A 16,985-nucleotide genomic window follows, 5' to 3' on the forward strand; every position below is an offset into this window, starting at 1 on the left:
CGATGTGCGTCACATGCACCGGCCTTGCACGGGGCAGGTCTCAACGGTCGACCTGTCCTCGCGAATACCGGCGCATTCTTTCGTAGCCCATGAGCTGTCCCTGGCCGTCGAGTTCGAGGCGGTAGGAGGCCATGACACTGGTGGTGTCGGGGATCTTCTCGATCTCGACCACCTCCACATCGGCCGTCCAGCCGTCGTTCGTGGCCTTGATCGCGGAGACGGAAGCAGGCTCGCACTGGAGCAGTTCCGCGAGCTGGCCGGCCGCTTTGCGCATGGCCGTGGAAATGCCTACGCGCTCCGGGCCGCTTCCGCCGCTCTTTTCGTCAGTACTCTCGGTCGTCGCCATGCGTCCGCCTGCCGTGTCATCGGGACTGCCGTCGAAGGGTTCCGGTCAGCCATTTGTTCGGGGCTGAACTGCGCGTGCCCGTCGAAGCCGAACATATGCATCCCGAAAACACGTGCCGGAAGCCGAGCAGGATCGGAAGGGGCACGTCGACGGCACTGCGGCACCCTCCGCGCGGGGAACGGCGGGCGATCAGCCGAAGAGTGTCCGCCCCAGGGCGTATCCGCCGGAAGCGGCGCCGAGGCCGGCCACGACCGAGGCGATCACATTGGCCGCGGCGAAGTACCTCGCTCCGCTCTCGGCCAGGCGCAGCGTCTCGTAGGAGAACGTCGAGTACGTCGTCAGGCCCCCGCACAGCCCGATGCCCAGGAGCAGTCGCACGGACTCCCCGGCCACTCCTGCCGCCAGGACACCGGTCAGCAGGCCCAGGACCAGTGAGCCGACGACGTTGACGGTGAAGGTGCCCCAGGGGAAGACGGTGCCGTGCCGGGCCTGTACGGCCCGGTCGGTCAGGTAGCGCAGCACGGCGCCGCCCGCACCGCCGGCGGCCACCAGAAGCAAGTCGCTCACGGCCTCGTCCCGCCGGGTGCGGTGAAGCGCACGGCCTGTACGGGCTCCAGCGTCACCGGCCCCTCGATGTCCAGTTCCTCCAGCTGCGGAAGGAAGGCGTGGATGCGCTCCTCGCTGTCCACGACGACCACCATGACGGGCAGATCGTCGGCCATGGACACCAACCGGGTGGTGTGCACGGTACGGCCCGCCCCGAAGCCCTCCACGCCGTGGAAGACCGACGCACCGGCCAGTCCGGCGGCGTGGGCCCGGCGCACGATCTCGCTGCACAGCGGATGGTGGTGCCGGCGGTCGGTGTCGGCGATCAGCACGGTCAGCCGCAGCGCCGGGACGGTGGTCCAGGTCATCGCTCGCTCCACTTCGCCAGAAGACGGCGCGCGCCCCACGCGCCGGCGCTCACCGCGGTGAGCGCGGCGAGGAGGGTTGCCGCCAGGTAGGTGAGCGCCGTCGCGGCGTGCCCGTCGTCGAGCAGGCGCTGGATGTCCACGCAGTAGGTCGAGAACGTGGTGAAGCCGCCCAGCACGCCTGTACCGAAGAACGGGCGCAGCAGCGGGTGCACCGAGAACACCTCGGTCACCGCGACCAGAAAGACTCCGATCACCAGACTTCCCACGGCATTGACCGTGAAGGTCGTCCAGGGGAACGTGCCCGGGTCGGTGGGCCACAGCCGGGACGCCCCGAAGCGGGCGACGGCGCCGAGCGCGCCGCCGACCGCGATGACGGCGAGCACGGCCAGGTGCGAGCGCCGACGGCGCCTGGCGGCCGCTGCGGAAACGGCAGCGGTCCCGGGCGGCTGCGCCGTCATCGGCAGTTCGGTCTCTTCACGGGCCATGGCTCTCCTACGCGTGGTGCCACGTCCGCGCACGGGGAGCGGGCGGTCACGAGTAGGGACCGTTGGCGGCGGGTGCCGCGGTTCGGGTACGGCGGGCCCCACCGCCGCGCGGCACCAGGGGCGTCGCAGATGTCCACCATACCGGGCCGGGCCGTGCGGAGGAGGTCGCGCGGCAGGCGGCCGGTGTGGCGGCGGGGCGGTGACCCGGGCCGGGACGGGAGTGCGCGCGGACGCAGCCTGCGCGGCGGCGCGCGCAGGCGTCGGCCGGGCACCTGCACCTCGACCTCGGGCGACCCCGGCTCGTCCGGGGCCCGCGACGGCGCGCGGGAGATCCGGAGGGGCGCCGGCCGTCGGCCGCCTCCTCATGGGGGCAGCCGACGGATCGTACGGACTCACTCACCGAGTGTTACCGAGCGAGGGACGGCATGAATCAGCCGATGATCGCCACAGGTGCGTCCCAGGCGTTACGGTCGACGGTGATGGTGTACCCGCCGCGTGTTTCCTTGCTGTTGACCATGTACTGGTGGCCACGACTGTGGTTCGTGAACTGGGCGGGGTTCCAGGGCCAGTCCGTCGTGGTCGTGTTCTTCTTGTCCCACAGCGCGTACCAGAGGTTCCCCGGCAGGTCCGTCTTGTTCGTGGCGGTGGCGATGGCTTTGGCGCTGGAGCTGCTGAACCCGTAGAAGCCGCCCCGGTAGGTCGCGTTGCGCAGCGTCTTCGTGAAGGAACGCACGTACGTCAGGACGGCGTCGTTGCACGCCTTGTCGGTGACGTCGTACGGCTCCATGTCCAGGTAGACGGCACTGCCGGTCTTCATCCCGAGCGCCGAGGCCTTGGCCACCGCGTCCTTGGCGTTGCTCGCACCGAGGGAGGAGGCCGTGGAGGCGGTGAACCGTTCGCGGTTCGCGCTCTTCTGGCAGGGCGGCTGGGCGCCGACGTAGAGCGGAATGAGCTTCCAGCCGGTGGCGTTGACCGACTTCACCCAGGACGTGGTCAGATTGGGCTGGGAGCAGCCACGGTTCTTACCACCGATGTAGACGGCCGCAGCTCCGTAGAAGCCGGTGTTCCACGCCTTCATCGCACTGAGCGAGGGAGCGGTGCACGCGTCGAACGCCCGGCCGGTGTACGTCTTCTGCGCGGGCCACGCCGTGGCCGCCATGGAGCTCTGTGCCGCGATTCCCGCCCCCGCGACAACGACGACGCCCGCCGTCGCCCATGCGATGTAGCGGCCCTTCTTGGACAGCCGATGACTGGACAAACCCCACCCCATTAGTATCGCGACCCCCGGCCGCACCGGATCCCCAAGCCTGTACGCCCCGGTACACGCTGCGGCCGTGCGGGGAGCGCCTGCGCACCGGTGACTCCGCGCGAACGCTCCGGACGCAGGCAGCGCACCGCAGGATAGCCGATGTTTGTACGGTACACAGGGCGGTCGCGACAACGGCCCGGGGCCCTGCGGTGGCGGGCACCCCTCCGCAGGCGGCGGAGCGAGAGCGGGGCGGGCTCGGGCACGCACCATGAACCGGCGAAGTCCCACCACCCCGGCGCGCGTTGGGCGCCACGACAGCGCGCAGCGCCCTCTATACTTCTACACGCCTGTAGAGCGGAGGAACTGGCCGCCCGCCCCTGCCGTTTCCGGGCGTCCACCGCCCTTCGCCACCGTCATACGCATGTAAGGGAGTGAACGCCTCCATGGTGTTCAAACGACTGCTCGGCTCGCTCGGTGTGGGCGGCCCCACCGTCGACACCGTCCTCACCCCAGGGTCCACCGCCCCCGGCGGGGCCCTCACCGGCCGGGTCGATCTCAAGGGCGGTAGCGCCGACTTCGACATCGAGCACATCACCCTGGAACTCGTCGCCCAGGTCGAGGCCGAGCACGACGACGGCGAGAGCCACGGCAGCATCGCCTTCGAGCGCTTCGTGGTCGGCGGGGGCTTCCGGCTCGCCGAGGGTGCGGAACACAGCGTGCCGTTCACGGTGCCCCTGCCCTGGGAGACCCCGATCACGGAGTTGTACGGGCAGGGTCTGGGTATCGTCCTCGGCGTGCGTACCGAACTCTCCGTAGCAGGCGCCAAGGACAAGGGAGACCTCGACCAGCTCGCCGTGGCGCCGCTGCCCGTACAGGAAGCGATCCTCGAGTCGTTCGGCCGGCTCGGCTTCGGCTTCAGGTCCGCCGACCTGGAGTACGGGCGCATCGGTGGGACGGGACAGCGACTGCCCTTCTACCAGGAGATCGAGCTCACGCCGGCCCCGCAGTACGCCCACGCGGTCAGCGAGATCGAGCTGACGTTCCTCGCCGGCCCGGGCGGCATGGAGGTCGTCCTGGAGGCGGACAAGCGCGGCGGCCTCTTCGCCGACGGCCACGACGTGGTCACCCGCTTCACCGTCGGTCACGACGACGTTCCCCACCAGGACTGGGACGCGCTCGTCGACGGCTGGGTGCGGCAGTTGGTCGAAATCCACTCGACCCGCCCGGCACACGCCTCGTACGGCCAGGGGTACGGCGATCACGGCCACTACGAGGACCACCGTCACCACGACGCCGGGCACCGCTCGGGCCCCGGCGTGGGCACGGCGGTCGCCGCCGGCGCAGCCGGGCTCGCCGTCGGTGTGGTCGGCGGCATGGTCGCCGCCGAAGTCGTCGACGAGGTCGGTGACTTCTTCGAAGGCGACGACGAGGACGAGGGCGGCGAGGACTGACCGTGCTCGGCATGAGCGAAGTCGCCATCATCCTGATCGTGGTCATACTCCTGATCGGGGCGAAGAAACTCCCCGAACTGGCCCGCAGCGCCGGGAAATCCGCCCGCATCCTCAAGGCGGAAGTCCGGGCCCTCAAGAACAAGGACGCGGCGGACCCGACCCCGGGCACCCGCGGCACCCGGGCGCCGCGTGTGGTTGCGGGCGAGACGATTCCCCCGCGCGACGCGGATCGGATACCGCGTCCGCAGTGATGCGGCCTCGGGGGTGGCGTGTGCGGCTGTGCCCTCGGCGGCATGCCCCACCCTCGACGCGGCAGACGTACACCGCGGGCACCGGTGCAGTGCCGGGAGCGCACGCGACATCGATCCGCCGAAGAGGCTCCCGACGCGGTTCCGGGGCCGCTTCGGCGCGAGCCGGGCCCTCCGGGGCCTGATCGGACGCACCGGTCGACGCCCGGTGACCATCTCCCCTCAGACAAGGGGAGGCAGGGTGCCGGGCGTCGACCGACGCCGCCGATGATCCGACGGACGTCACGCGGCGGGCCGTCCGACCACGTGCGCCTGCCTGCCCCTCCGCCGGACCCACGTCCACAGGACTCGAAGGATGCCTCCGACGAGACCGCCTCACCGAGCGGCGTCGGCCGGGAGGCCCTGCAGGCGACAGAATGACTGCATGCCGACACGACCATTGATCACCCTCGTGCGCGGGGACATCACCGAACAGCATGCCGACGTCCTGGTCAACGCTGCCAATTCCTCGCTCCTGGGCGGCGGCGGGGTGGACGGCGCGATCCACCGGCGTGGCGGGCCTGCGATCCTTGCTGCCTGCCGTGAACTGCGGGCCTCGCACTACGGCAAGGGACTGCCCACGGGGCAGGCGGTGGCGACGACAGCCGGCCGGCTGCACGCCACACACGTCGTCCACACGGTGGGCCCGGTCTGGTCGCGTACGGAGGACCGTTCCGCGTTGCTGGCCTCCTGCTACCGGGAGTCTCTGCGGGTGGCATCGGAACTGGGCGCCCGGACGGTCGTCTTTCCGGCGATCTCGACGGGCATCTACGGCTGGCCCCTCGATGACGGGGCCCGGATCGCCGTGCGTACGGCCCGCGAGGCCGCGCTCCCTCCGGTCACCGAGATCCGGTTCGTGCTCTTCGACGAAGAGGCCTACGCACGCTTCGACGAGGCGCTGTCGGCGTAGGCAGGGTCTTCGGCACCTCCGCCGGTCCCGGCGTGACTGGTGGCCAGGGTTGCCGGCGGACCGATCAGGCGTTCGGACCTCACCTCGGTGAGGTGAGGAAGGCGGGCGCAGCGCGACCGGCATCAGCTGGATGAGGACGAGATGCCGGATCGCCCGCCACCACGCCTCCACCGCCAGCCTTCCCGTCGGCTCAGCACACCCAGTGGCGGGAGCGCCAGTGCCTGGCCGACTCCTCGGCTAGGGCGTGTATCGAAAGTCCCGCCTGCCCGGCGGCGCCCGGCACGCACACTCGCCGCGTTGTCGGGATCGCCCCGATACATCCAGTATCGGGGCGACCCTCCGCCTTGCGATCGCACGCACCGGACACCGCCGAGCCTGCCCTTCGGGCAGACGGCGCTACTTTCGACACACGCCCTAGGTGGTGCCGACAGGTCAGGCGTCGGCAAGGAGGGGATCGTACGCGGTGCCCGAGCGGCGCCCCGACATGAAGGCCAGGAAGTCGCCCACGAATGCGCTGCGGCCGTAAGTGCCGTCCGTTGTGGTCAGGTTGCGGTGGAAGGCGGTACGGAAAAGTGTTCGGTACTCGTCCGCGTCGATGGTTCCGTTGCCGTCCTTGTCGGTGGCCTCGAAGAGAACCTCGGCGACGCGGATGAGCGCGGGGCCCGCGAGGGAGGGGACGGCGGTGCCATACTCGTCGGCGCTGACGCGGCCGTCACCGTCCGTGTCGAGGGCGACCTGAAGTTCGCGCCACCAGGCGGCGAAGGCGTCGTAGAGCCGAGCCTCCTCGGGTTCGTCCAGTTCGAGTCGGGTGGCCAGTTCTCGTGCCATGGCGGCGAGGTCGGGCCAGTCGAGGTAGCCGTCACCGGTCTGGTCCAGCACCGTGCGAAAGAACTCCACAGCTGAACGCCGCCCACCCCCCGTGTTCGCCGAAGGTACCGAATCCGCGTCGGTGGCAAGGTCGCCACTCAGCGGTGCGAGGAGACGAAGGAGAGCCGATGCGCGCTTCATACGGGCACCCAGAGCAGACATCATCCGGGCGCGGGGGTCGTCGCTGTCGGCAGGGAGGGAGAGGGTTTCGATGATGCTTTCGGCGTTGATCCAGCCCCGGGGCAGGAAACGGGCCAGACCGGCGGTCAGATAGGCGCCTTGCATGAGGGTCGAGGCGCCGGGCATCTCCGGTAGCCCGGCTCGGCGCCGGTACGGCTCGGGAAGCGAGGCGACGGTGATCGCGCCGAGAAGCGGGCCGGCGACCGCCCGGCCGGCCGCCCACAGTGTGGGTGCGCCGACGAGCAGCGCTGGGGCGGGCAGGTGATCGAAGAGCCGGTAGAGAATCACCCGTGCCGCCTCGGTGTTCTCCAACTCGTTCTCGACGACGCCGTCGAAGTACCGCCAGAAGTCGTTCAGATCCTCGGGAAGCTCGGCGGCGTCGCCGTCGAGCGCGGCAAGGAAGGTGCGGTACTCGGCGTACATCCGCTCCATCGTGTCATGGCCGAGCGGCTGGCCGCTCAGTCGGCACATGGTGACCGCGCTCTCGAAGAGAGTGGCGACCACCCAGGCCCGGGTCGCCCGGTCCATCGCGTCGTAGGCGCGGCCGCGGGAGTCGGAACCGCTCATCCGGGCGTGCAGTCGATTGAGCCGCGCTGCTTCACGTGCGCGTACCACCGGGTCGGTGCCGAACATGCGACGCATACTGAAGAACGTGTTGCGCAGCCTGCGCCAGGGATGGGCGACGAAGGTGGAGTTGTCGGCGAGGGCGGCGCCGATCTGCGGATGGGCGGCTTCCAGCACCGTGGCGCGGATTATCGCCAGCGCCCAGCGCGGGTCGTCGAAAAAAGCGCCGAACTGTGAATCCGGGCCGAACAGGGGAGCCTGGTCGTCCGCATCTCCGGTGACGGTTGTCATGATGGGTCTCCGTTGGTCCGGGGCGGCACGCCGCCGAAGCGGCGGTCACGGCCCCGATAGGTCTGCAGGCAGGCGAGGAAGTCGGGGGCGCGGAAGTCCGGCCAGAGGGCCTCGGGGTAGACCCACTCGGCGTAGGCGACATGCCAGAGCATGAAGTTGGAGATGCGCTGCTCGCCGGAGGTGCGGATGACCAGATCCACATCGGGGGTGCCGGGGAACGGCAGGTGCTCCGCGAAGAGCTGCTCGGTCACCTCGTCGGCGGGCGTTCCGGCCCGGATCAGCGACTTCGCGGCCTCGACGATGTCCCGGCGCCCCCCATGGTCGAAGGCGACGGTCAGCGTCATCCCCCGGTTCTCGGCGGTCAACGTCGTCAGATCCTCGAAGTCCCGGGCCAGTACGCGGGGGATACGCGGATCGGCGACCCCGAGGAAGCGACAGCGGATGCCACGGGCGAGCAGCAACGGCGCGTACGTGCGCACGACCCGCCGCACCAAACGCATCAGGAATTCGACCTCGGGCTCGGGACGGTTCCAGTTCTCGGTGGAGAAGGCATACAGACTGAGCCACTGGACACCGGCGGCGCGGGCTGCCTCGATGACGTCGATGACGGTCGTCTCAGCAGCCCGGTGCCCGGCCGTGCGAGGAAGCGAACGGCGCTGCGCCCAGCGGCCGTTGCCGTCCATCACACAGGCCACGTGCTGCGGCACCGCACGCACCTGCTGACCGTCCTGCCGCTCCCCTTCCGGCCCGCCCGCGTATTTCCGTCCGCCCTTCCGCTCCTCCTCCGCCACGCGTACGCGCGGGACGACGTGCGCCCTCAGACTCGGCCCCGTCTCACCCGAAACGGCGGAATCGGCCGCACAGTGCTCGGTCACACCCACCCCCTCACCGCCCCGCCACGCGCACACGCATGCGCGACCGGGGGTTCTCTGTCAGAGTCTGGCAGCACGAAAGGGGCCGGGCCATCGGCATGTCTGGCTGTCACCCCTGACTCAGGCGTTCGTATGTACCAAGTACTCGAGGGCGGGAGACTCACGCGAACGTCCGTGCGGTCGGGGCATCGCGAGTGACCGGGCGGCATGGGTTTGCGAACCATCGAGGACCCACCTGAGAGCCATGCCCGGCGTCTCTGTCGTTCCGGACTTCACGACTGACCCGTCCCACCCGGCGAAGGAACCAGCTCACCAGCTGGACGACGCCCCAGCCTCCGCACCATCTCGTTGAGCCCTTCCCTGGCTGGGCCCACCGCTCATCCCCGAGGTCGAGATCACCCCTTGTCGTCCCGGCCACACCCTCAGCGCGGCGAGGACGGCACCACGGACGGGCGATCGGACCGGACACAGCACGCCACCACGCCTCCACCGGAAGCGTCCCCGCAGGCTCGAACGGCTCACCCGGCCGCGGAAGCGCCACTGCCTGGCCGGCTTCCTCGGCCGCAGCCTTCATCCACTCCCCCGGCTCCGCCCAGCAGGCGGTGCGAGGTTGAACGTGCCCCCATGGATCGGCATCAGCACACGCGCCAGTCAGTGGCCGAGCCACGACCACCGGGACCCGGGTATCAGCGTCAATGTCAGTGGCATGCGGCAGCATCGGCCAGATGACGGACACCACAACATTCGGCTGGCGGTCCTTCCTGCTCCGGTGGAGCGGGGAGTGGGCAGATTCCCTGCCGGACGGCGAGACGCGGCGCGAGGCAGACGAAACCGCCCGGCAGGCGAGATGGCTGGGGTTCCCGCCCGCGTCCGAGGAGCGGATCGCAGCCGTGGAGGAGCGCCTCGGCCGACGGATGCCCCCGTCGTACCGGGAGTTCCTCAAGGTCAGTGACGGGTGGCGGCACGCGGGCGGGTTCGTGTGGCTGCTTGCAGGGACCCAGGACGCGCACTGGCACAACGACGAGTCGGGACTCGCGGACGTCTTCGAGGAGTACCTGGACGAGGACGCCGGGCCCGAGGAGCGGCGGGAGGTGGACCTCTGGCGGCGCGGGTTGCAGCTCGATGTCGAGTCCGACATCACCCACGTCCTCATGGATCCCGAGGACGTGGATGAGGACGGTGAGTGGGCCGTGTACACGTGGTCGAGCTGGCGGGCCGCGCCGCCCGAGCGGCACGCGAACTTCCTCGAGTTCATGCGGGAGATGTACCGGGAGTTCCACAGCCTGCGGGCGCACCGGAGCGACGCGGAGCCGGTGTTCGCCAATGACACGACGCGCACGCTGGACACTCTGGTGGAGGAGGCACGGCTGGAGGCGCTGCGCGGCGGCTGGGAACGGGCCGGGAAGGCACTGGACGAGGCCAAGGAGTACGGCAGACCGCGGGCTGCCGGGCTGGGTGACCAGATACGCCGGCTGCTCGGACAGACCTCCATGGTGTACTTCGACGGCCTGGGGACGGATCCTCGGTATGCGCCCGAGTTGCTGCCGCCGCTGGTCGCCGAGCACGCGGCGCACTCGTACCGGGACGACTCCACGCTGACGTTCCATCTGCGGGGCGCCGACGACGCCCTGGTGTCCCTGGCTTACGCGACGCTGGATCAGGTGAGGAACGGCACGTACCGGTACACGCCGGCCGGACCGTTCGGGGAGGCGGTCGAGCGGGCGCGGGAGCTGGCTCGTTGGGGAGACACCGACCGGGCGTGGCGGACACTGATGGACGCTGTTCCCCTGTGGGAGCCGCTGGGACCGGACCACCTGGTGCCGCTGGGGTGGGTGGCCGATCCCTTGCTCGGTCCGCTGCTGACCCCGGAGCGGGGCCGCGAGTTGCTCTCCACGCCAAGGGGCGGGCAGGCGGGTGAGACACCGAGACCGGCGGCCGGGCTCGACCCGGGCGGCCTGGCGTGGCTCGCGGAGCCGGACCCGGGCAACAACCGCACGTCCTACCGGTTCGTCCTGGTGGAGGGGGTCGAGCCGGAGGAGCTGCCCGGACGTCTCGCGGACGGGGACGGCACCGCACTGAACAAACCCCTGACCTTCTGGGAGGCGCGCCGCAGGTCGCTGCACAACCAGTCCTCGTCCTACGACGACAGGGCTCTCATGGCGGTCGGCCGGGCCGGCACCGGCTGGAGCTTCGCCTTCGACGGCGATCCCTCCCCGTTCAACCGGCAGCGGTTCGTCTCCCCGGCCGCGGCCGCCGGGGCGGGCACCCGCGCGGTGGTGGTGTGGAGCGTGAGGACGAGGCACGGGGAGCCGTTCTTCCACCTTTCGGTGGCGCGAGACGGTGTCGAGCAGTACGCCTTCACGTACGCGGACGGAGAGACCCGTCAGAGCGGGGAGATACCACCGGCGCTGGACCCGAGCCGGTTCTTCGGCGCCCTGGAGGACAGGGCCGAGGTGGAACGGTCGCTGCTGGAAGCGGTGGCCAAGGAGTTCGGTGCGTCCCTGCCGCGTCATGCCATCGTGAACGGGCGGCTGCACACATTCACCACCCGCTCCTGGACGCGGCCGCCCAGGGACGGAGAGACGTACGCGGTGATCCGCATGCACTGAAGAGCCCCACGCCCAGCAGGCATCGAGTGGACGCGAGATGACGGGCCGGGGAACAGGTGGAAACCGGCCGGGCTGCGCACCTTTGCAATGCGATGAGAGTCGAGCGCGCTGGGTGGCGTCCGGTTCGAGGACTTGCGCTCGGTCGGGCCTGCGGTGTGCTGGTGGGCATGGACGGGCGGTAGTCGTCCCCGAGTGATCCACCGGCCGAGGTGTCGAAGCAGATCCGGCCGATCACCCCAAGGCTGACAGAGAGGGGCGTTGCACGGCACTTGAGGAGACAGCGCGCTTCTCAGGCGCCTGCCGGATGTGAGCGTCCCAGCCCGATGACGCACATCAGGCGTCGGCAAGGGCACGACGTGCTGTTACACGGGCGCCTTCCGCCCGCGGGGGCGGCCATCGTCCGCGTCCAGGACGCGAGTGCGTTTCTCGGGTGCCGTCTCCGAGAGCATCTGGATCAGGACAGCCAGGTCGTCCCTGCCATGCTCATCGCTCCCCTGCCGACTCCAGCCCGGCCTACCTCTGAGCCGTGTACCACCTGCGGATGAAGAATCTCCTGGTGTCTCTTCCATCAGGGAAGTGGCCGGCCTGGCCCGGCTCAGCCCCTTTCCGCCACAGCCCTACGCGCCATTCACCGTCACTCACACACGCACGCCTCCACGGCTGGCGGAGGACAACGACCGGAGCCCCGGCGCCCGTTCCTGGCTCTGCCGACGCGGCGGCCCGTCGATGGGCAGCACGCATTCCACTCGCTCGCCCTCCGACATGGATGCAAAGACTGCCGTCCCGCGCTTCAGCTCCTCCACCTCAGCCCTCGCCCACAAGGTCGAGGTCGTCACGAGACGCCGCCGGGAGGATCTCCGGAACGGGCCACTTGCGGTTCAGCGGCTGGGACACGTCCCGCCACCAGGGGCGCGTGGGAAGGTCTCCAGCGGGCTCGAAGGGCTGACCCGGAACAGGGACGGCGACCGCCTGCCCGACTGCACCAGCTGCGGCCAACGTCCACTCCCCCGGCTCCGCCCAGGGATGCAAGGAGAGATTGAACGTTCCCCAGTGGATCGGCAGTATCACCCCGCTCGGCCGACCTTGCTGCAGGTCAAGGTGGCTCTGAACCCCCTGCGAGGGGTTCATGTGAATGTCCGGCCACGCGCCGGGCAGCGGCGTGGAATCCGTATGGTTCTTGGGCCAGTACTCCGAGTAGGCGCCGACCTGGATCATCGTCGCGTCGAACGGACCGTGTTCGGCTCCGATCTCCCGGAAGCCGGAGAAGTAGCCGGTGTCCCCGCTGTGGTAGACGCGGTGTTCCGGGCCGGCGACGACCCACGACGCCCATAGTGTGTGCTGCTGGTTGCGCAGCCCGCGGCCGCAGAAGTGGCGCGCCGGTGTGGCGGTGAGGCTGATGCCTGCGACGTGCGCGGTCTCGTTCCAGTCGAGTTCGTGGATGCGGTCGAGGGGGATCCCCCAGGCCTCCAGATGGGCACCGACGCCGAGCGGCACCGCGAAGACCGTGTCCGTCCTGGCCAGGGCCTTGATCGTGGGCAGGTCGAGGTGGTCGTAGTGGTCGTGCGAGATCACGATGACGTCGACGGCTTCCAGCGCGGACACCGGCAGCGGCACCGGATGCAGCCTCTTCGGCCCGGCGAAGGCGAACGGCGAGCAGCGCTCACCCCAGACCGGGTCGAAGAGGACCCGTCGGCCGTCGATCTCGGCGAGCACGCTGGAGTGACCCATCCAGGTCAGTCGCAGGCCGGTGACGGGCGGTTTCGCCAGGTCGGCGAGTGTGGTGGGGTGGACGGGGACTGTTCCGGCCGGTGACCTCCGGGCCCGCTCCTCCCGGCGGAAGTAGACCTGGGCGAATTCGAGCATGGAGCCGGAGGACCGGGTGCGCGCGCCCTCCGGGTTCTGGAAGACCCCGTCGGCGAAGTTGGGTGAGCGGCGGATGCGCTCCATCCGCGCACCGTCAGGGTCCGCGCCGAAGGCGGCGGGACGCAGCGCGCGGAGTCTGGTGCGGAGCGGAGGATGAGTGTCGGCGCCGGTCACAAACGTCTCCTGAGGGAGTGGGTGCGGTTTCAACACGGTCGGCCGGTGCGGCTCAGCCATGGGGCCGACCGTACGCGTGTTCGATGCGTGGGGTTGCGGACACGCGGATGACGCCTTCGTTCGGATGATAGGCGTGGTTCCCGTGGGGCATATGGGGCGTGCGAACCCGCTTGAGCGTGATCGCCCCTCCCCCGTCGTGCTCACCGAGGAGCCGCGGCAGCGCGTCGTCCCCGGATCCGATGTCCGTCATGCCGACTCCAACGTCCGTGCGGGCCGAAGGATTCCGCGTCCGGCAACCGATGTCCTCACCGTCGGCGGTGTCGGCGCGCTGCGAGCCCTGGCGGGGGCGGGGCTCGCTGCCCGCACGGAGCCGGCGCACGGGGCTGCTGCTCGGAGCCCGCACGCGGAGCCCGTACGCGGGATCGCGCGTGGGATGAGGGCTGGGGCGGGTGTCCCGGTCGATCAGGGCACGGCATCGGGTGCCCGCGCGTCGCACGGCGGAGGTGCGTCCGCATACGGAAGGGAGGTGGACGCTCCGGCAACGCCGGGGGGCGCCGCACCTGTCATCGATCGCCCACCGGGAACTGCCGGACAGCCCTTAGGGTGAGAGGCGTGGCGAGAGTGCGACTGAGCGTGGCGGAGCGGCGTGAGGAGCTCCTGCGCGCTGCCGTCGAGCAGATCGAGGTGCGAGGTGTCTCCGCGGTACGGATCGCGGATGTGGCTTCCGTCCTCGGGGTGAGCAACGCGCTGGTGTTCTATCACTTCTCGTCCAAGGAGAAGCTGGTGGCGGCCGCCTTCGCGTATGCGGCCGAGGCCGATCTGGCACATCTGCGGAAGCTGCTGGGCCGCCGCACCACGGCGGTCCGACGGCTCAGGGCCGCCGTACGCTGGTACGCCCCTCATGGGCAGGCCAAGGGCTGGCGGCTGTGGATCGAAGGGTGGGCTGCGTCCCTGCGCGACCCGGCGCTGCGCGAGGTGGCCGGTGATCTCGACCAGCAGTGGAAGGCCGAGCTGGCCGAGGTCATCGAGGAGGGCGCGGCCACCGGCGAGTTCGACTGCGACGACCCGATGTCCGTGGCCTGGCGGCTGACTGCCCTCCTGGACGGCCTGGCCGTACAGATGACGTCATACGGCGGTCCGCTGTCCCGGGCAACGGTGCTGCGGTGGACCGAGGAGGCGCTGGCCCGTGAACTCGGCCTGCAGCGCTCGGCCCTGACGGACTGAGACGGACGGACGGCATCCGCGGCGACGGAACGGGCAGGTCCCGGCGTGCCCGTTCCGCCACCGTATGCTGTGACGGTCCCCGCGGTCAGGTCTGGCGCACCGGGGCGTACGCGGCGCCGTCGAGCCCGAAGGTCCACGCGACACCCTCCTTGGCGGTGCTGGTCCTGGGGGGCACCCGCAGCCAGTAGGTCCGGTGGGTCCCGTCGGGTTCGGGGGTCGAGTTGACGACTTCCACCATCACCACGTCCTCGTCGCCCTCCAGAGCGATGCGCCAGAGGACACCGGTCTCGTCGCGGTGCACGGGCTCCGCGCCCGATTCTGCGAGGTAGCGGTCGTAGCCGTAGTACTCGAGCATGACGCGGCGCAGTTCGGCGTTCTCCTCGGCGCGTATCCGCTCGGGTGTCAGGCTCGACAGCCCGTCGAGGAACTCGGGTGGCACGGGCATCCCCCGCCAGGCGTGCAGCGCGAAGCCGTCGCGGTAGGCGAGGGCCGGGCCGTCCCCCCGGTCGAGCCGCCCCGCCTCGTCGCGGTGGAGGGCAACGGGCCGTTCGCTGATCACTACGGCACGCTCGTACGGCCACCACCATCCGGCGTTCCTGGCGACCTCGGCCAGCCCTGTCAGCCGGTCGCCACGGCCGTCGAAGGCGGCGAGCCAGGCCGCGTCGTGCTGGCCGAGGACGGCGTCGAGCAGTACCAGCCGTACGTCGGACTCGTCCTCGGGCACCGTGGCGAGCTCCGCGACGACACCCGCCCGTATCCGGTCGGCCAGGGCGGCCGTCGTCTCCCACAGCTGGGCCCCGGTGGCCGACCACAGCGCGGACCAGCCGGCCGGGCCCAGCTCGTCGTGCATCCGCCGGCGCTCCTCCGCCCAGGGGCGGGTGCGCACCTCCTCGCGCACCGAACGGCCCGCGTCGGTCAGCTTCTCCACCACCTCGACCGCGGACCTGGGCGAGTCCGCCCAGATGATGCGCTCCGGTTCGGCGAGTCCGGCGCCCCGGTAGGCGAGCCGCACCCCGTCCTCGGCGGCGCTCCGGTCGCCCTCACCCGTCGCCGCAGCCACGGCGCGCCATGTGTTCACGTACTGCATCGTTCTGCCCGTCCCCTGGTTCGTCCCGTAGCCGTCCGTCTGTCCGGACGGCGCCGCGCGTCAATCACGACCGCGTTCCCGCCGCCGCGTCCGCTCGTCCCGCACTCCGTCGCCCGCGCACGACGACGCCGTTCGCCGCCCACCGCGGCGCGGGCTCAGTCCGCGACGATGCGGACCGCCCCCGGCGCGTACTCCCGCTGACGCACGACGCGGAACCAGCCCTTGGGCAGCGCGATCGCTGCGTGCTCCTCGTGCACCACCCGCCCGCCTTCGGGGAGATGGAGAAGCATCGGGTCGAACGGCCCCGCCTCGCGCACCAGCCGGCCCGGCCCCTGGACGGCGTGCGCGTGTCCGGTCACCTCACCCAGCGCGAGGACCAGGCGCCCCCGCCCGTCGCGCAGTTCGCCCGGTGCGTCGAGGAACCGCGCGGGAACCTCCGACTCCTCCAGCGCCATGATCAGCACATCGCCCTGCCGGTACACAGACGTCTCCCCTCCACGGCGGCACCCGCTGTGCCGACCGTGGAGGCAACGCTACGACGGGGGTCTGACAACCGGCCGTACGCCGTCGAGGGGCCGCCCGCACGATTGTCAGTGGCACTTGATACACCTTGCGGACATCAACCGTCCTCAGCATCAGGAGCTCAGTGCCATGTCCGGTGTGGAACACCTGCGCGAGTTGCTCGGCCTCCCGGTCGTCACCTTCCAGCAGAAGGCCGAGGAGGCCGACCTTCCGGCGGCAGACGCCGTGGCCTGGCGTATCGGCGTCGACCCGTACGACATGGATGACGAGGGCGGAACGTGGGAGGACCGGTTCGCCGCCTTCCTCGGCACGGTCGACCCGTCCGCGGTCAAGGCCCTGGTCATCGGCCCGTGGGGAGAGGTGTACGACGACCCGTCCTCCTACCCCGTCGGCCTCGTCGTGGCCGCGGCCCACCGGCTGACCTCGCTCGAAGCCGTCTTCGTCGGGGACCTGGTGATGGAGGAGGCCGAGATCTCCTGGATCGAACAGTCCGACGTCACGGCCCTGCTCACCGCCTACCCGGGGCTGACGACCCTCGGCGTGCGGGGAGGCACGGGCCTCGAGTTCCCGCCGACATGTCACGCCTCCCTGCGGTCCCTTTCCATAGAGGCCGGCGGTCTCCCCGCCGAAGTGGTGCGCGGGATCCTGGACAGCGAACTCCCGGCACTGGAGAGCCTCGACCTGTGGCTGGGCGTATCGAACTACGGGGGTGACGCGACCCTGCCGGACCTGGCTCCCCTCCTCAGCGGCACCCGCTTCCCCCGCCTGCACCACCTGGGCCTGCGCAACAGCGAGCTGCAGAACGAGATCGCGGCCGCGATCGGCTCCGCACCCGTCGTCGCGCGTCTGCGCACCCTCGACCTGTCCTTCGGCACCCTCGGTGACGAAGGGGCGGCGGCTCTGCTGGAGGGCCAGCCGCTGCACCACCTCTCCTCGCTCGACCTGCACCACCACTTCCTGACCGAGCCGATGGAGCGCCGGGTCAAGGAGGCCCTGGAGCCTCACGGGGTGCGGGTGGATCTGTCCGAGCGCTGCACCCCGTGGGACGGCCTCGGCGCCGAGGGGCGTTACACCATGGTGGCGGAGTGAT

General features: G+C 70.5%; 16 protein-coding genes and 1 pseudogene. 6 read left to right on the forward strand and 11 right to left on the reverse strand.

Annotated features, from left to right (window positions below; all coding sequences use genetic code 11):
• Nucleotides 1-40: 40 nt before the first annotated feature.
• From ACH4VO_RS25135 to ACH4VO_RS25155, 5 genes are all read right to left on the reverse strand, one after another.
• A complete protein-coding gene (locus ACH4VO_RS25135) occupies nucleotides 41-346 on the reverse strand; it encodes a gas vesicle protein (protein ID WP_069169858.1) in 306 nt (101 codons plus the stop codon).
• Between the two features lie 189 nt (nucleotides 347-535).
• Nucleotides 536-913 carry a fluoride efflux transporter CrcB gene (gene crcB / locus ACH4VO_RS25140; RefSeq protein WP_360996957.1) on the reverse strand — a complete coding sequence of 126 codons (378 nt, stop codon included), beginning with the start codon at nucleotides 911-913 and terminating at the stop codon, nucleotides 536-538.
• The gene (locus ACH4VO_RS25145; protein ID WP_360996958.1) at nucleotides 910-1,260 is read right to left on the reverse strand and encodes a DUF190 domain-containing protein; all 351 of its coding nucleotides are present in this window, start codon (nucleotides 1,258-1,260) and stop codon (nucleotides 910-912) included. The genes crcB (ACH4VO_RS25140) and ACH4VO_RS25145 overlap by 4 nt, the downstream gene beginning before the upstream one ends.
• Nucleotides 1,257-1,745 carry a fluoride efflux transporter CrcB gene (gene crcB, locus ACH4VO_RS25150; RefSeq protein WP_398441420.1) on the reverse strand — a complete coding sequence of 163 codons (489 nt, stop codon included), beginning with the start codon at nucleotides 1,743-1,745 and terminating at the stop codon, nucleotides 1,257-1,259. The genes ACH4VO_RS25145 and crcB (ACH4VO_RS25150) overlap by 4 nt, the downstream gene beginning before the upstream one ends.
• A 430-nt stretch (nucleotides 1,746-2,175) precedes the next feature.
• Nucleotides 2,176-3,003, reverse strand: coding sequence for a glycoside hydrolase domain-containing protein (locus tag ACH4VO_RS25155; protein ID WP_360996960.1), 828 nt, complete (start codon nucleotides 3,001-3,003; stop codon nucleotides 2,176-2,178).
• Between the two features lie 434 nt (nucleotides 3,004-3,437).
• On the opposite strand from ACH4VO_RS25155, the gene ACH4VO_RS25160 reads away from it, so the two are divergent.
• The 3 genes from ACH4VO_RS25160 to ACH4VO_RS25170 all read left to right on the forward strand — a co-directional run bounded on the left by ACH4VO_RS25160 (nucleotide 3,438) and on the right by ACH4VO_RS25170 (nucleotide 5,642).
• Nucleotides 3,438-4,445 (forward strand): sporulation protein, encoded by a 1,008-nt coding sequence (locus tag ACH4VO_RS25160; protein ID WP_360996962.1) that lies wholly within the window; start codon nucleotides 3,438-3,440, stop codon nucleotides 4,443-4,445.
• A 2-nt stretch (nucleotides 4,446-4,447) separates the two neighbouring features.
• Nucleotides 4,448-4,696, forward strand: coding sequence for a twin-arginine translocase TatA/TatE family subunit (locus tag ACH4VO_RS25165; protein WP_360996963.1), 249 nt, complete (start codon nucleotides 4,448-4,450; stop codon nucleotides 4,694-4,696).
• A gap of 421 nt (nucleotides 4,697-5,117) precedes the next feature.
• Nucleotides 5,118-5,642: an O-acetyl-ADP-ribose deacetylase gene (locus tag ACH4VO_RS25170; protein WP_360996964.1), complete on the forward strand. Its 525-nt coding sequence runs from the start codon at nucleotides 5,118-5,120 to the stop codon at nucleotides 5,640-5,642.
• 432 nt (nucleotides 5,643-6,074) lie between these two features.
• Here the strand turns inward: ACH4VO_RS25170 and ACH4VO_RS25175 are convergent, their stop codons facing one another.
• The 3 genes and pseudogenes from ACH4VO_RS25175 to ACH4VO_RS25185 form a co-directional block, all read right to left on the reverse strand.
• Nucleotides 6,075-7,544: an oxygenase MpaB family protein gene (locus tag ACH4VO_RS25175; protein WP_360998139.1), complete on the reverse strand. Its 1,470-nt coding sequence runs from the start codon at nucleotides 7,542-7,544 to the stop codon at nucleotides 6,075-6,077.
• Nucleotides 7,541-8,260, reverse strand: a complete 720-nt coding sequence (uppS, locus tag ACH4VO_RS25180) for a polyprenyl diphosphate synthase (RefSeq protein WP_360998170.1) — start codon at nucleotides 8,258-8,260, stop codon at nucleotides 7,541-7,543. Before uppS ends, ACH4VO_RS25175 begins: the two co-directional genes overlap by 4 nt.
• A 529-nt stretch (nucleotides 8,261-8,789) precedes the next feature.
• Nucleotides 8,790-9,058 (reverse strand): annotated as a pseudogene (locus ACH4VO_RS25185) (MBL fold metallo-hydrolase); the annotation flags it as partial.
• 83 nt (nucleotides 9,059-9,141) lie between these two features.
• On the opposite strand from ACH4VO_RS25185, the gene ACH4VO_RS25190 reads away from it, so the two are divergent.
• On the forward strand, nucleotides 9,142-11,025 hold the full coding sequence (locus ACH4VO_RS25190) for an SMI1/KNR4 family protein (protein ID WP_360998141.1): 1,884 nt from the start codon (nucleotides 9,142-9,144) through the stop codon (nucleotides 11,023-11,025).
• Between the two features lie 804 nt (nucleotides 11,026-11,829).
• Here the strand turns inward: ACH4VO_RS25190 and ACH4VO_RS25195 are convergent.
• Nucleotides 11,830-13,062, reverse strand: coding sequence for an MBL fold metallo-hydrolase (locus ACH4VO_RS25195; protein WP_360998143.1), 1,233 nt, complete (start codon nucleotides 13,060-13,062; stop codon nucleotides 11,830-11,832).
• Between the two features lie 612 nt (nucleotides 13,063-13,674).
• On the opposite strand from ACH4VO_RS25195, the gene ACH4VO_RS25200 reads away from it, so the two are divergent.
• Nucleotides 13,675-14,286 carry a TetR/AcrR family transcriptional regulator gene (locus tag ACH4VO_RS25200; RefSeq protein ID WP_360998145.1) on the forward strand — a complete coding sequence of 204 codons (612 nt, stop codon included), beginning with the start codon at nucleotides 13,675-13,677 and terminating at the stop codon, nucleotides 14,284-14,286.
• 85 nt (nucleotides 14,287-14,371) lie between these two features.
• Here ACH4VO_RS25200 and ACH4VO_RS25205 read toward each other — a convergent pair whose 3' ends face one another.
• Nucleotides 14,372-15,373: a DUF6745 domain-containing protein gene (locus ACH4VO_RS25205; RefSeq protein ID WP_360998146.1), complete on the reverse strand. Its 1,002-nt coding sequence runs from the start codon at nucleotides 15,371-15,373 to the stop codon at nucleotides 14,372-14,374.
• 155 nt (nucleotides 15,374-15,528) lie between these two features.
• The gene (locus ACH4VO_RS25210; protein WP_069169850.1) at nucleotides 15,529-15,855 is read right to left on the reverse strand and encodes a hypothetical protein; all 327 of its coding nucleotides are present in this window, start codon (nucleotides 15,853-15,855) and stop codon (nucleotides 15,529-15,531) included.
• Nucleotides 15,856-16,024: 169 nt separating this feature from the next.
• Between ACH4VO_RS25210 and ACH4VO_RS25215 the strand changes: the two genes are divergently transcribed.
• Nucleotides 16,025-16,984 carry an STM4015 family protein gene (locus tag ACH4VO_RS25215; protein WP_360998148.1) on the forward strand — a complete coding sequence of 320 codons (960 nt, stop codon included), beginning with the start codon at nucleotides 16,025-16,027 and terminating at the stop codon, nucleotides 16,982-16,984.
• Nucleotide 16,985: the final 1 nt, after the last annotated feature.

Origin of the sequence: Streptomyces sp. NPDC020780 (assembly GCF_044334475.1) — a bacterium.
Lineage (GTDB): Bacteria > Actinomycetota > Actinomycetes > Streptomycetales > Streptomycetaceae > Streptomyces.

Coding starts and splice junctions, on each gene's coding strand:
- ACH4VO_RS25135 (WP_069169858.1), bottom strand. CDS start 346: ATGGCGACGACCGAGAGTACTGACGAAAAGAGCGGCGGAAGCGGCCCG.
- ACH4VO_RS25145 (WP_360996958.1), bottom strand. CDS start 1,260: ATGACCTGGACCACCGTCCCGGCGCTGCGGCTGACCGTGCTGATCGCC.
- crcB (WP_398441420.1), bottom strand. CDS start 1,745: ATGGCCCGTGAAGAGACCGAACTGCCGATGACGGCGCAGCCGCCCGGG.
- ACH4VO_RS25160 (WP_360996962.1), top strand. CDS start 3,438: ATGGTGTTCAAACGACTGCTCGGCTCGCTCGGTGTGGGCGGCCCCACC.
- ACH4VO_RS25170 (WP_360996964.1), top strand. CDS start 5,118: ATGCCGACACGACCATTGATCACCCTCGTGCGCGGGGACATCACCGAA.
- ACH4VO_RS25175 (WP_360998139.1), bottom strand. CDS start 7,544: ATGACAACCGTCACCGGAGATGCGGACGACCAGGCTCCCCTGTTCGGC.
- ACH4VO_RS25190 (WP_360998141.1), top strand. CDS start 9,142: ATGACGGACACCACAACATTCGGCTGGCGGTCCTTCCTGCTCCGGTGG.
- ACH4VO_RS25205 (WP_360998146.1), bottom strand. CDS start 15,373: ATGCAGTACGTGAACACATGGCGCGCCGTGGCTGCGGCGACGGGTGAG.
- ACH4VO_RS25215 (WP_360998148.1), top strand. CDS start 16,025: ATGTCCGGTGTGGAACACCTGCGCGAGTTGCTCGGCCTCCCGGTCGTC.